The sequence below is a fragment of the Nocardia sp. NBC_01503 genome (assembly GCF_036327755.1).
Lineage (GTDB): Bacteria > Actinomycetota > Actinomycetes > Mycobacteriales > Mycobacteriaceae > Nocardia.
In genome coordinates, this window is the sequence record NZ_CP109596.1 from 2,206,901 (window position 1) to 2,219,787 (window position 12,887).

General features: G+C 66.4%; 11 protein-coding genes. 4 read left to right on the forward strand and 7 right to left on the reverse strand.

The window, feature by feature from the left end; translation table 11 throughout:
- Nucleotides 1-49: 49 nt before the first annotated feature.
- Nucleotides 50-1,579 carry an MFS transporter gene (locus OHB26_RS09980; RefSeq protein ID WP_330183907.1) on the reverse strand — a complete coding sequence of 510 codons (1,530 nt, stop codon included), beginning with the start codon at nucleotides 1,577-1,579 and terminating at the stop codon, nucleotides 50-52.
- A 154-nt stretch (nucleotides 1,580-1,733) separates the two neighbouring features.
- On the opposite strand from OHB26_RS09980, the gene OHB26_RS09985 reads away from it, so the two are divergent.
- Entirely contained in the window at nucleotides 1,734-2,492 is a 759-nt protein-coding gene (locus tag OHB26_RS09985; RefSeq protein ID WP_330183908.1) for a TetR/AcrR family transcriptional regulator, read from the forward strand.
- A gap of 2 nt (nucleotides 2,493-2,494) precedes the next feature.
- Here OHB26_RS09985 and OHB26_RS09990 read toward each other — a convergent pair whose 3' ends face one another.
- On the reverse strand, nucleotides 2,495-3,235 hold the full coding sequence (locus tag OHB26_RS09990; RefSeq protein WP_330183909.1) for an SDR family oxidoreductase: 741 nt from the start codon (nucleotides 3,233-3,235) through the stop codon (nucleotides 2,495-2,497).
- Nucleotides 3,236-3,353: 118 nt separating this feature from the next.
- Here OHB26_RS09990 and OHB26_RS09995 point away from each other — a divergent pair, with 118 nt between their 5' ends.
- Nucleotides 3,354-3,923, forward strand: coding sequence for a TetR/AcrR family transcriptional regulator (locus tag OHB26_RS09995; RefSeq protein ID WP_330183910.1), 570 nt, complete (start codon nucleotides 3,354-3,356; stop codon nucleotides 3,921-3,923).
- Between the two features lie 49 nt (nucleotides 3,924-3,972).
- Here OHB26_RS09995 and OHB26_RS10000 read toward each other — a convergent pair whose 3' ends face one another.
- From OHB26_RS10000 to OHB26_RS10015, 4 genes are all read right to left on the reverse strand, one after another.
- On the reverse strand, nucleotides 3,973-5,433 hold the full coding sequence (locus OHB26_RS10000) for a catalase (RefSeq protein ID WP_330183911.1): 1,461 nt from the start codon (nucleotides 5,431-5,433) through the stop codon (nucleotides 3,973-3,975).
- A gap of 91 nt (nucleotides 5,434-5,524) precedes the next feature.
- Nucleotides 5,525-6,631, reverse strand: a complete 1,107-nt coding sequence (locus tag OHB26_RS10005; RefSeq protein WP_330183912.1) for a tetratricopeptide repeat protein — start codon at nucleotides 6,629-6,631, stop codon at nucleotides 5,525-5,527.
- Nucleotides 6,624-8,105 (reverse strand): tetratricopeptide repeat protein, encoded by a 1,482-nt coding sequence (locus tag OHB26_RS10010; protein WP_330183913.1) that lies wholly within the window; start codon nucleotides 8,103-8,105, stop codon nucleotides 6,624-6,626. Before OHB26_RS10010 ends, OHB26_RS10005 begins: the two co-directional genes overlap by 8 nt.
- 30 nt (nucleotides 8,106-8,135) lie before the next feature.
- Nucleotides 8,136-9,383 carry an ATP-binding protein gene (locus OHB26_RS10015; RefSeq protein ID WP_330183914.1) on the reverse strand — a complete coding sequence of 416 codons (1,248 nt, stop codon included), beginning with the start codon at nucleotides 9,381-9,383 and terminating at the stop codon, nucleotides 8,136-8,138.
- A gap of 400 nt (nucleotides 9,384-9,783) precedes the next feature.
- Here OHB26_RS10015 and OHB26_RS10020 point away from each other — a divergent pair, with 400 nt between their 5' ends.
- Entirely contained in the window at nucleotides 9,784-11,139 is a 1,356-nt protein-coding gene (locus OHB26_RS10020) for a serine hydrolase domain-containing protein (RefSeq protein WP_330183915.1), read from the forward strand.
- A gap of 46 nt (nucleotides 11,140-11,185) precedes the next feature.
- On the opposite strand, the gene OHB26_RS10025 is transcribed toward OHB26_RS10020, so the two are convergent.
- The gene (locus OHB26_RS10025) at nucleotides 11,186-12,424 is read right to left on the reverse strand and encodes a helix-turn-helix domain-containing protein (protein ID WP_330183916.1); all 1,239 of its coding nucleotides are present in this window, start codon (nucleotides 12,422-12,424) and stop codon (nucleotides 11,186-11,188) included.
- Nucleotides 12,425-12,657: 233 nt separating this feature from the next.
- On the opposite strand from OHB26_RS10025, the gene OHB26_RS10030 reads away from it, so the two are divergent.
- Nucleotides 12,658-12,879 carry a hypothetical protein gene (locus OHB26_RS10030; protein ID WP_330183917.1) on the forward strand — a complete coding sequence of 74 codons (222 nt, stop codon included), beginning with the start codon at nucleotides 12,658-12,660 and terminating at the stop codon, nucleotides 12,877-12,879.
- The last annotated feature ends 8 nt before the right edge of the window (nucleotides 12,880-12,887 follow it).

Here is a 12,887-nt window from a genome sequence, read left to right on the forward strand (position 1 = left end):
TCCGCCCCCGGGACTGGCACCGGGGGCGGAGTTCTTCATGCGGTCGCCGTTAGCTCGCCTCGACCAGTTCCTCGACCGGACTCTCCACCGCGCCAGCCGCTTTCGCGCCTCGCATCAGGAAGAAGGCGACCACACACGCGGCCAGGACGCTGATCGCACCCGCGGTGAAGGCGGTGGACATGGCGCTGGTGAACGCATCCCGCGCCGCCGAGACGATCGCGGCGTCACCGCTGGCGATGGCCGGGGCGAGATTCTCGCGGACCACGTCCGGAGCCGACTCGGGCATGCCATCGGTGTACGAATTCGCCAGGATCGCACCGAGAACCGCCACGCCCAAGGCGCCACCGGTCTGCTGAATCGTATCGTTCAGCGCCGAGCCGACACCGGCCTGCTCCGGCGGCACCGCACCCATGAGAGCGCCGATCGCGGCGGGCATGGCCAGACCGGCGCCGCCGCCGACCAGGGCCATGGCCACGGCGGGCATCCAGAACCCGGAGTCGACCGTGAGCGTGGTGAGCACCCCGGTGCCCGCCGCCAGCACCAGCAGGCCGCCGATGGTCATGGTGCGCACACCCCACTTGCTGACCAGCGCGGCACCGACACCCTGGCAGACCAGTGCGGCCAGGGCCATCGGAGTGAAGGCCACCGCGGTCTTGATCGGCGAGTAGCCCAGGACGAACTGCAGGTACTGGGTCAGGACCAGCAGCAGACCGGCATTGGCGAACACGACCAGCACCAGGGAGAAGCTGGAACCGGTGAAGACGCGATTGCGGAACAGGTGCATCGGGACCATCGGGTGTTCGGCCTTCAGCTCACGAATGATGAAGGCGGAGAAGCCGATTACCGCCAAGATCAGCGACGGCCACACACCCTCGAAGCCCTTGGTCGGGAATTCGATAATGGTCCACACCAGTGCGGTGGTGCCCACGATGGACAGCACCATGCCCGCCAGATCCGGCTTGGTCCACGGGCCCTTCGACTCCGGCATGAGCGCCAGCGCGGCCAGGATGGCGACGATCGCGATCGGGACATTCAGCAGGAAGACCGAACCCCACCAGAAGTGGTTGAGCAGAACGCCACCCATGACCGGGCCGCCGACCATGCCGATCATGGCCACCGCACTCCAGGCGGCGATCGCCTTGGGGCGTTCCTGCTCGTCGAAGACGGTGATCAGGATGGAGAGCGTGCTCGGCATGATGAGCGCGCCACCGATACCCATGACCACCCGGGCCGCGATCAGCATCTCGGGGGTGGAGGCGTAGGCGGCCAGCAGTGAGGCGGCGCCGAACAGGGCCAGGCCGATCACCATGACCAGCCTGCGGCCGAAGCGGTCCGAGAGACTGCCCGAGGTGAGTAGCAGGCCCGCGAAGACCAGGATGTAGGAATCGAGGACCCACTGGATGTCCTGGGTGGTGGCGCCCAGATCGGTGGAGAGCTGCGGGATCGCGACATTGAGCACCATATTGTCGATCACCAGCACGAGCGAGCTCAGGCAGAGCACGATCAGAATCAGCCAGCGCTTCGGATTGCGCTGCGCCACAGGTGAAGTCACCGCCGCGGCGATATCTTTCGCAGTCATTTCTATCCCCTTCGGAAACGCTTTCCGCACAGTGTGCGGTGTTGTCGAACACTGTACGGTCTCCGTACACTGTTCGCAAGACCGAACGGCGTACCGCGTTTCGAACAGCGTTCTAGCAGGGGTTATGCTGACCGCGGACAAAGGAGAAGCCACCATGGCCGAGGCAGAACAGCAGATTCAGTCGGTGTGGACCCGGGAGCCCGCGCGCAGCCGTCGCCGCGATCAACCCGCGCTCAGCCGCGAGCAGATCGTCTCCGAAGCGCTCGCCCTACTCGATGCCGAGGGCATGGAAGCGCTGAGCATGCGCAAGCTCGGCACCCGGCTCGGCGCGGGCGCGACCTCGCTCTATACGCATGTGGCCAATAAGGAAGAGCTCATGGAGCTCATCACCGATGCGGTCTTCGGCGAACTCACCCCACCGGTGGCCGGACCCGACGGCTGGCGGCCCGCCATGCTGGCCTTCAGTCACGATCTGCGCGAGCTGATGCTGCGGCATCCGTGGCTGTCCTCGGTGCTGGGCGAAATGGGATTGCTCTATCTCGCACCGAATATGTTGCGGCTCAACGAATCCGTACTCAGCCTGCTGGAGGACGCGGGATTCGCGCCCGCGGACGCCGATCTCGCCGTAACCGTGATCTTCTCCTTCGTCATCGGGTTGGCGCTGAGCGAGGCCGCCGCCCAGATCACCATCCGGCGCAGCGGCCTCGATGAGGTCGACTGGTATCGAAAGCTCATGCCCGCGGCCGAAATCGCCGCCCGCCCCTATCCCACCCTGCACCGGCGCTACCTCAACTTCTCCGAGAAGACCGCCGTACCCGATGCGGATATGTCTCGGATACGGACCGAAAACTTCGATCTTCAGATCGGCCGCGTGCTCGACGGGCTCGATCCGGAGTTTCGCGCCGGACGCTGAGTTCAGCGACCGGTGGGCAGGTTCGCGCCGCCGGTGACCTCGAGAACCACGCCGGTGACGAAACCGTTGGTCGCCAAAGAGTGGATGGCCCTGGCGATTTCGTCCGGATGACCGACCCGGCCGACCGGGGTGGTGGCGGCGAGCCCGTCGAAGAGGTCGCGGCGCTGCGCCTCCGGAACCCGATCCCACCACGGGGTGTCGATGACGCCCGGCGAAACCGCGTTGACGCGGGCGGGGGCCAGTTCGATGGCGAGCGGGCGCACCATTGCCTCCAGCGCGCCGTTGACGGCGGCCAGGCCCGAGGTTCCGGCGAAGGCCGACCGAGCCGAGGCCGCGGTGACGAGGGTGACCGATCCGGTCGAAGTCAGTTGCGGGAGAGCGGCTTTCAGGATGCGGACCTGGGGCCAGAATTTCTGCGTGAAACCGGCCTCCAGGTCATCGAGGTCCAGGTCGGCGAAGGCGCCGCTGCCCGCCGCTCCGCTGACCGCGATAACCAGGTGGTCGATCGGACCGGACTGTGCGAAGAAGGCGGTGATATCGGCTTGATCGGTGCCGTCCATGCGGTAGCCGGTGCTCTTGCCGCCGATGCGGGCCAGGGCCGCGTCGATCTTGTCCTGGGTGCGGCCGGTGATCACCACTTCGGCCCGCTCCGCGGCGAACAGGGTGGCGGTGGCCTCGCCGATGCCGGAGCTGCCGCCCATGACGACGACGCGCTGGACGGTGGCTGAATCCGCTGTGGTCATGTCGAATGCCTTTCGGTTGGTGTCCCGCTCTACGCTTACGAGACTCACAGTCTCGATAACGCCGTAGCCGAGACTATTAGTCTCGACAAAGTGGTGAGTTGAGTCACAGGAGGTCGATATGGAACGCCCACATACCGGGCGGCGGCGCAATGAGGCGGCGCACCAGGCGATTCTGGACGCCACCCTGGAGCTACTCGCGAAATCCGAAGGGGCGACGGTGAATATCGACGCCATCGCGCGGACGGCCGGGGTCGGTAAGCAGACCGTCTATCGGTGGTGGCCATCGAAGGGGGCGCTGTTGCTGGACGCGCTTACCAATCGGTCCGAACAGGACGTGCCCACCGTGGACACCGGGTCGCTGCGCGCGGATCTATTGCTCCTGATCGAGTCCACATTCGCTGGGGCGCAACGCAAACCGACCGCGCCCGCGCTGCGGACGGTGGTACGGGAAGCAGCATGGGACGATCACCTCGCCGAGCTCATGCGGAAATTCACCCTGGACCGGCGGGCGGTAGCGCGAGAGATTCTCGCGCGCGGGCAGGAACGCGGAGAACTGCGCGCGGACGCGAACCTGGATCTCATGCTCGATCAGTTCTACGGGCTGTTCTGGTATCGATTCCTGATCGGGCACGCGCCTCTGGATCGCGAGACCGCCGAGGAATTGACCGACGCGCTACTGGCACAGTAACGCCCACACCACGAATCATGGTGCGGGCGTTGAGTTCTGGAGATTCCAGCTAGCCGTTGAGCCCGGCGCGCACGCCTTCCTCGATGCGCTTGCCGAGCTCCGAGTCGACGCTCTTCCAGTATTCGAATACCCGGCTCAGCACCGGCTCCCGCACACCGCCGAGCACATGGCCGACGACATTGCTCACCAGGCGATCGCGCTCGCCGTCGTCGAGCACCTCACGCACCAGGGTGCCCGGCTGGGTGAAGTCGCCGTCCTCGGCGTGCTCGACATATCCGGCGTGCACCATGGTCGGCTCGAAGTCCCAGATGCCACCGTCCGGTGCCCGCTCCGGATCGGCATGCGGGCCCCCGTACGAATTCGGCGCGTACACCGGCACATTCGGCTCGTTGTAGCCGTATCGCATGGCGCCCTCCTTGGAGTAGGAGTTCACCTCGGCGGCCTTGGCCTGATTCGGCGGCAGCTGCGCGTAGTTGGTGCCGATGCGGTAGCGGTGCGCGTCCGCATAGGCGAAGACACGGCCGAGCAGCATCTTGTCCGGCGAGAAGCCAATGCCCGGAACGACATTCGAAGGCTCGAAGGCGGCCTGTTCGATCTCGACGAAGTAGTTGCCCGGATTGCGGTTCAGCGTCCACTTGCCGACCTCGATCAGCGGGTAGTCCTTATGCGACCACACCTTGGTCAGATCGAACGGGTTGAAGCGGTAGCCGTCGGCGTCGGCGACCGGCATGACCTGCACATGCAGTGTCCAGCTGGGGAATTCGCCGCGCTCGATGGACTCCCACAGATCCTGGCGGTGGAAATCGGGATCGGTGCCCGCGAGGGTGTCGGCCTCGGCCTGGGTCAGCGACTGCACGCCCTGATCGGTCTTGAAGTGGTACTTCACCCAGAAACGCGCACCGGCGGCATTGATCCACTGGTAGGTGTGCGAGCCGTAACCGTTCATATGCCGGTAGGACTTGGGGATACCGCGATCGCCCATCAGCCAGGTCACCTGGTGTGCGGTCTCCGGGCGCAGGGTCCAGAAGTCCCACTGCATATTGTGATCGCGAAGTCCGTTGCCGGGCAGGCGTTTCTGCGATCGGATGAAGTCCGGGAACTTGATCGGATCCTTGATGAAGAAGACCGGGGTGTTATTGCCCACCAGATCGTAGTTGCCGTCCGGGGTGTAGAACTTCACCGCGAAACCGCGCGGATCACGCCAGGTGTCCGGGGAGCCCTGCTCACCCGCGACGGTGGAGAAGCGGACCAGCGATTCGGTGCGGGCACCGGGCTGGAACAGCTTGGCCTTGGTGAAGCGGCTGACATCGCCGGTCACCACCAATTCGCCGAACGCGCCCGCGCCCTTGGCGTGCACGATGCGCTCGGGTACCCGCTCGCGATTGAACTGAGCCAGCTTCTCGATCAGATAGTGGTCGTGCAGCAGGATCGGACCCTGGGTTCCGGCGGTGAGCGATTCGTTGTCGCTGACCACCGGAGTGCCGGTATTGGTGGTTGTCGGCTTGGTCATTCGACGCCTCCTTCTGATGTAGGAAGTGCACGTGCCGGGCACTGCATCGAACCCCACCCTGCCCTCTTTTCTTGAGTTAGTCAAGAAAAGGTTATGGGAATGGATTGACCCCCGGCGGGACCGTGAGCTGCGGTTGCGGCGGGGCAACCGGGGGCTCGGTGCGGACCGTCACCCTGGGGAGATTCGTGGGCCAGTCGCGCCGAAACTCCGGCGGGAGGCTCGGGAACGGAAGCGGGTTGTAGTAGGTGGCCGGTGGAGTGCGCACCCAGGTCGGGACCGGCGGCGGGGTGTACGAGGGCGTGCTGGAGTCGTCCGAGAGACCCGCCGCGATCATGCGGATCATGATCAACACCAGGACCCCGATCCCCCACCGATAGGCCCGACCGCTGCCGGATTTCCCCGAGGCTTCGAGGATGAACTTCGGCTGCGGTTCGGCGGTGTAGCGGTTCGCCAGTCGCCTGGTCTCGGCGGCCTGCGCGGCCTGGGCCAGGCGGTCCTGCTCGGCAGCGAGCCAGTCCAGGTGATCGCGGACCGCGGGGCCGTACTCCGGGTCGAGCAGGGCTACACGGCGCAATTGTTCCTGTCCCGCGGTGCGATTGCCGCGCTCGAGATCGATCAGGGCCAGTTCGTACAGGGCCTCGGCGTTCTCCGGGTCCAGCCGCAGCGCCTCCCGGAAGGCCAGCTCGGCCTGCTCGGTGTTGTTCGCCCCCTTCAGGTTTCGCCGCAGGATGAAACCGCGGAGCAGGTGCACGCCGACATCGTCCGGATCGAGTTCGAGCGCCGTCTCCAGGGTCTTCAGAGCGCCCCGTGGATCCTTATCTCGCTTGGTGGAGGCCAGGATTCGCAGATTGTCGGTGTTCTCCGGATCGATCTTCACCGCCCGCTCGGCGGCCGCTGTCGCCCGCCCCCGATGCTCCAGCACCGCCTCGGGACCCAACTCGACATCCCGGGCCATCCCCAACTCGGCCAGTGCCCGCACCCGCCACGCGAAGGTGTTCTCCGGCTCGCCCCGCAGCGCCGCCGCGCTGTACTCCACAGCCCGTGGATAATCCCGCAGCCGCAGCACCACATTGGCCATATCCGCCAGTGCCACAACATCTTCCGGCTCCCCCGCGAGGACCTCACCCAGCATCTCTTGGGCGGCGACGAGGCGTCCCAGACTCGCCAGCACCCGCGCCTTCTCGATCCGGCTATCCATGCGGCACGGCCGGTGGCGGGGACTTCAACAGCGATACGAATGCCGGGTCGGTCGCCGGGTTGTAGGGCGGCACCTGCCTGGTCGGGGTCACCGTCGACGGCTGGTGGCCGCTCGAATCCTCCGAACCACTACTCAGCATCAGCCGCAGGATGAGCAGCACCGGGAGGAGCGCCAGCCATCCGGCCCGAGAGCGGCGCGGCCGGTGCAGGCGGGTCGCGGCGGCCAGGTCACGAGTACTCACCCCCGTGGATCGCGTGCGGCGCAACCGTGCCCGCTCCTGCGCCCGCACCCGGGCGGCCTCGGATTCGATCCCCCGCTCGACCCGATCGGCCTCGGCCCGATCGGCTTCGGCCCGACCGGCTTCGGACTCGATCAACGCGATATGCCGAGCCACCTCATCCGCCCGCGCGGGATCCCACCGCGCGACCTTGCGCAACCGAATGATCGCCGCCCGCCGCCGCCCGCACAACCAGTCGGTCAACGCCAATTCGTGTGCGGCGGCGGCATTCCGGGGGTCGATGGCGAGTAGGTCACGCAACACCGCCACCCCCGCGTCGAAACCCTCCGGGGTGGTCTCACGCCAGCGTTCTGGGTCGAACCGGCGCAGTTCGGCCAGCACCTCGGCATTCCATTCGCCAGTGGGTCCCGACGGAGTCGGTGCGGGCACCGGCTCGGACTCAGGCACCGGCTCGGACTCGGGCTCGGGCTCGGGCTCGTGGCCGGAATCCGCACCGGTATCGGAATAGACCAGGGTGACTCCGGCGGCCCGGTACTCATGCCTGATCCGGTAGATGTAGTGCCGCGCCGAGTCCGCGTAGTACGGATCGATCCGTGCGGCCTTATGCAGCCGCTCGGCCGCTTGTCGGCGATTCCCATGCTCGAAGTCGATGACGCCGAGGTGGTAGAGGGCTTCGGCGCTGTTCGGTTCCAGGCGGAGCGATTCGTGGTAGGCGGCCCGCGCTCGCTCGATGAATTCCGCGCCGCGCGATTTCAGGCTGTACAGCACCGCGGCATGCAAAGAGTGCAGGGCGGCGTCCTCGGCATCGATTTCCAGGGCCCGCCCCACCGTCACAAGGGCGGTGTCCGGATCGGCTTGGGCCTGCGTCACGGCGAGAATGCGCAGGCTGGCGACGTCCTCGGCATCGATCTGCACGGCGCGCGACGCATTCGCCAGGGCATCGGCGTAGTACCGGCGCGCGGTTTCCGGCTCGGCGGCGGCCCGGCGGCCAAGCATCCAGAAGGCCGCGGCTCGCGAGCGCCACAGCGACGCGTTCTCGGGTACTGACCGCAGCGCGTCGCCGCTGTATCGAAGCGATCGCTGGTAGTCACCGAGCCGGTATTCGATATCGGCCATCAAGGCCAGCGCCGGCAGATTCTCCGGCTCGCCGGCGAGCACCTCCGCAAGCAACTCCCGGGCGGCTTCCGACCGCCCCAGTTGAACGAGCACACCGGCCCGTTCGATACGACTATCCATTTGTTCTTCCCGCCCCTACCGCGTGTCCGGTCAGCGCAGCTTCATGCGCTTCATATAGGTGGCGAGTTCGTCGTAGGCGCCGTCGTTGTTGGCGAATTCGACTACGTTGCGGGCGGATTCGAACCAGGCGTTGGTGCTGGGGCGGATCTGGGTCAGGGCCTGGTCGATGTCGGACATGCGGATGGGGCGGACGGCTCCGGCGCGCAGGGAGTCCGCCATCGCCAATTGGGTTGCGGAGGTGGCGATGTGGGCCAGATCCGCGCCGGAGAACCCGTCGGTGCGCAGGGCTATCGCCTTGAGGTCGATGCCCTCGACGGGGCGGTCCTTCAGGTGGTGGCGCAGGATCGAGACGCGGGCGTCCGGATCGGGCAGGGTCACCAGGATCATGCGGTCGAAGCGGCCGGGGCGGCGCAGGGCCACGTCGATATCCCAGGGGTGGTTGGTCGCGCCGAGGATGTAGACGCCCTCGTTATCGCCGGTGGCCGAATCCATCTCGGTGAGCAGCTGATTCACCACCGTGCGCAGACCCGCGGAGCCGGACAGCTGGCTGCGCTTGTAGCCGAGCGCGTCGACCTCGTCGATGAACAGCACGCAGGGCGCATTGCGGCGCGCCACCTCGAAGATCTGGTGCAGGTTGCGTTCGCTCGCGCCCAGGTGGATATCGAGGATCTCGGCGATCTCGATGGGGTAGAAGTTCGCGCCGAGCTCCCCCGCCACCGCCGAGGCGATGAAGGTCTTACCGCAGCCGGGCGGGCCGTACAGCAGCAGGCCGCCTCGCGCGCTGGTACCGAATGCCTTGGCCAGCTCGGGATTTCGGAGCGGGCCGAGCAGTGAGAGTTCCAGCTGCCGCTTCACATTCTCCATACCGCCGACCTCGGAGAGGGAGATCTTGGGCGGCTGGAACAGATCCACATCGCCCTCGGCGGCCGCCAAGGGTTCGCCGTCGTCGTCCACGAAGGCGGGTTTGATTATGTCGCCGACCTCGGCCTCGGCGGCGGCCCAGTCGAAACCGTTGCCACGCATGGATTCCGGGGCCTCCGGCACCGCGACCGGCGCCGGGCTCGCACCACCCGCCAGTGCGGCGGAACAGCGCTGCAGCAGCGTCATGGCGACCGCGTTACCGGGATCCTGGCCGAGCGCGGTGGCACAGTGGGTGAGTGCGTCGGCGTAGCGTTCGCGATCGGCGAGCAGCTCGACCACGCGCAGACGCAGGGACAGCAGCTCCGGGTTCTGCTCGAGCACGGTCAGCAGTTCGGTGATCACCGGATCGTCGGTCAAGGCTCCCCCAGAGAAGTTCAGGCTATTGAGCCGAATGCTAAACGGTTCCGGTGACAGCGCGCAGTGAATAGTTCGCTCACCAAACGAGGTGGGGCCGGGTAGGTAGCGCACGTCACAGCGCGAACCGCGGAATAGATCCCCGACAGGCGCGGTTGATCCCCACTGTCGGCGTCGGTAACAGCCCCGGGCCGCACCCTTTGTCGCTACGAGCGACCACTCGCCGAGAGGCGCTTGTTGGGCGTCGACGCCTCTTCGCAGCACCGCTGCGAGCGACGCCGCCAGGACTCCCCCCTCCTGGCGGCGTTCCGCTGTCCGGGGGTGTGCGGCGTTCGGCAAGTCGCCACGCGGTGATTACCGATTCATCCGCTGGTGCGGGAAATCGGCCGCTAGCCTGAAACGCATGGTGCGCATGCGCGGGGGGTTGGCCGGCGCGGTGGCGGTGGCGATCTTGATCTTCGGCAGTGTGATCGCGCATGCGCAGCCGGAGGCGGTATCGCAGGGGGAAATTCGGTGTGCGCAACCGGACGGGCGGGAATTCGAACGGGCCGCGCCGGAGCAGGTCGGGCTGGATGGCCAGCGATTGCGGGACGCGTTGAACTTCGCTGCGAGCCGGAATCGGTTGAATGTGCAGGTTTTCCGACACAATTGCCTGATTGGCGAAGGGTCAGAAAACGCACAAAGCAGACATATTCCGTGGAATGTCTGGAGTGTCACCAAGAGTATTGTTTCGCTGCTCGCCGGAATCGCCTGGGATCAAGGAAAACTGGATATCGACGCGCCCATCGATCGGTACCTTCCGCCGGGCGTGGGTGATCCGGAACATCGGGCGATCACCGTGCGGAATCTGCTCACCGAAACCTCCGGATTGCGGATCGGATTGGTCACCGAGGGACTCACCGGCGTCATTCCGGTGGACCCGTTCAGCGGGGTGCAGGCCCTCGGCGTGCCATTCGACAATCCGCCCGGGAGCACTTTCTCCTACAGCCAGCGCAATGTCGACCTGCTCTCCTATGTGCTCGAACTGGCCATCGGGGAGCCGCTGCAGGAGTTCGCGCAGCGGGAACTGTTCGGCCCCATCGGCATCGCGCGCGGCGACTACTACTGGGCCCGGGACCGCTCCGGGCACACCTACGGTTACGCGCACCTGATGATCCCGCCCGATGACCTGGCCCGGCTCGGCATGCTGGCGGCGAACGGCGGGCAGTGGCAGGGCCGGGAGATCGTCTCGCGCGCCTACCTCGACCGCGCCACCACCGCCTCGGCGACCAACCACTGCTACGGCTATCTGTTCTGGCTCGGCCCGGACTGCGCCGAGAACGCCGAATTCCTGCCCGCGGACACGTTTTCCATGTCCGGACTGGGTCTACAGCATGTGTTCGTCATCCCCAGCCTGGATCTGCTGGTGGTGTGGACCGGTGTCTTCGGCGTGCACACCGATCAGGGCCCGAGCGGAATCCTGCAGTACGGCATGGAGGTTTCGCACGAGTTCTTCCGCGAACTCTTCGCCGCCTTCTACGATCCCCCGGTCCCCGATCCGGGGCAGTTCGTCCAACCGCCGCTGCGGTTCGATGCCTCCAAGTACTTCGACGCCGATATCGCGCTCGCCGTATTCGGGCTCGGCCCGGATGCCTACCCGGGTTGTAATGCGCTGTCCTGCTTGAATACTCCGCTCGCGCCACCGTTCAGCGACGCACCGCCCGGCTGCGCGTTACTGGCGTGCGTCGGCCCGGATCCGCGCACCCCGGGCATTCATTGAAGTGCCCGTTCCGGCATCCCGTGGGTCCCCGAACCCACGGAATGCACTAGGGCGTGACGGCGGCGCGGCCTGCCAGTTCACGCAGATCATCGGCTGGTCGGCGGCCCGCGAACTGGAGTAGATCCCGCACCACCTCCCGAGCGCGTGGATCATGGTGTACCAGCTCCGGTGCCAGGCGCTCGGCATTGAGCAAGGCCCCCAGCGCATCGGCGGCCTGCCGCCGCTGCGCGTGCGCGCGAGCCACGTCGACCAGGAAACGCGCCTGTCGTTCGGGTGAGAGCACCGTGGCGTCCACCGAGGCCGCGGTATCGAGCGCCTCACCCGCATCACCCAATTCGACGGCCACCGCGACCGCGTGCACGGCCACACTGGTCGGGCCGAATTCGGTGTCGAAATCATTGCGGCCCTCACCGAGTCGCTGCGCGACGGTGCGCGCGGCGGCCAGACCGGTGCGCGCGGCCGTCCGATTGCCATCGGTCGCCGCGATCACCGCCAGCATGAGCTGCAGAGATCCATAGAGCGACAGAACTTCCGGACGCACCAGCTCGGTGTCGGCGATCTGCGGCGCGAGCGCCGTCACCGAGACCCGAGCCGCCTGCTCGGCCTGTTCCAGCCGTTGTAGTCGCAGGAAAGCCTGTGCCATCCGGTAGGTTCCGGCGACGACGCCGAGCGCGTCACCGGATTCCTCGGCCGCGGTGAGCGCCCGATCCGCGGCTACCCAGGCCGCGTCCACTTCCTCCTGACGGGTGAATGCGGTGGCGGCCACCTGATAGGCGCGTGACAGCAGTGTCAGCACCTCCGGCCGTTTCGCGGAGGTGGTCCGCGCCGCGTGTTCGAGATCCGGAATCAACTCCAGCAGGGCGCTGCCGACCTCCACGAGCCGAGACTCGTGCGCCAACTGCCATGCCAGATCGACTCGTTCCTGTAGCCCCGGCAACTTGTCGGCCGACTCGCGATCGGCCTCGTCACCGAGGAGTTGCTCCAATGCGGGATGTCCGGTGAGTAACAGTCGCAGTTGTTCGAAAACGGCGGATCCGGGTCGATGACCGTCACCGCGATCGGCGGCCATCGGTTCGGCCGCCTCGGGTCTCAGGTCTCGCACCGCGACTCCGAGGACGTCGGCCAGTCGTTGGAGTACGGACAGTCTCTCGACCGGCAGTACATCGCGTTCGACCTGCGACACCCAGCTTTCCGAGCGCCTGATGGCTGCGCCCAACTCCTTCTGCGATAGTCCCCGCCGCCGCCGCAACTCAGCTACCCGTGCCCCTAGGGTACTTTCGGCCACCGGGTCAAACTCCTTCTGCCTGATCGGCTTTCCCGGCCGTCACCGCCCGCTTGTTTCGCCGATTCCTACCATGCCCTTCTCCTTCCCAGTGGGATCTGCGGACAAGGATTCCAGACCGGGGGAGCTTACGGCGCACAGTATGGAACATGTATTTTTCTTATTGCACCGCAATTTTTCTGTGTTTAACGTTTACTACGGACCCGTCGCACCAATCCGACGACAAGGGGTGGCACATGACCGCCGCACCAGAAACGCGCGAAGTCCATGTGCGCCTGCGCTTTCCGGGCGGCATGGTGCTCGACTACCGCGCCGGCCGGGCAATTGCCGAACGGCTCGCGGCGCACTTGCGTCCGCACAGTATCGAAGTCACCATCGGGCCATCGGCTACCACCCCCGAGGGTGCCGCGGTAGATCGACTTCCACCACTGCCGTGCGCGGAACTCTGGACGGACTGAAGTGGTAC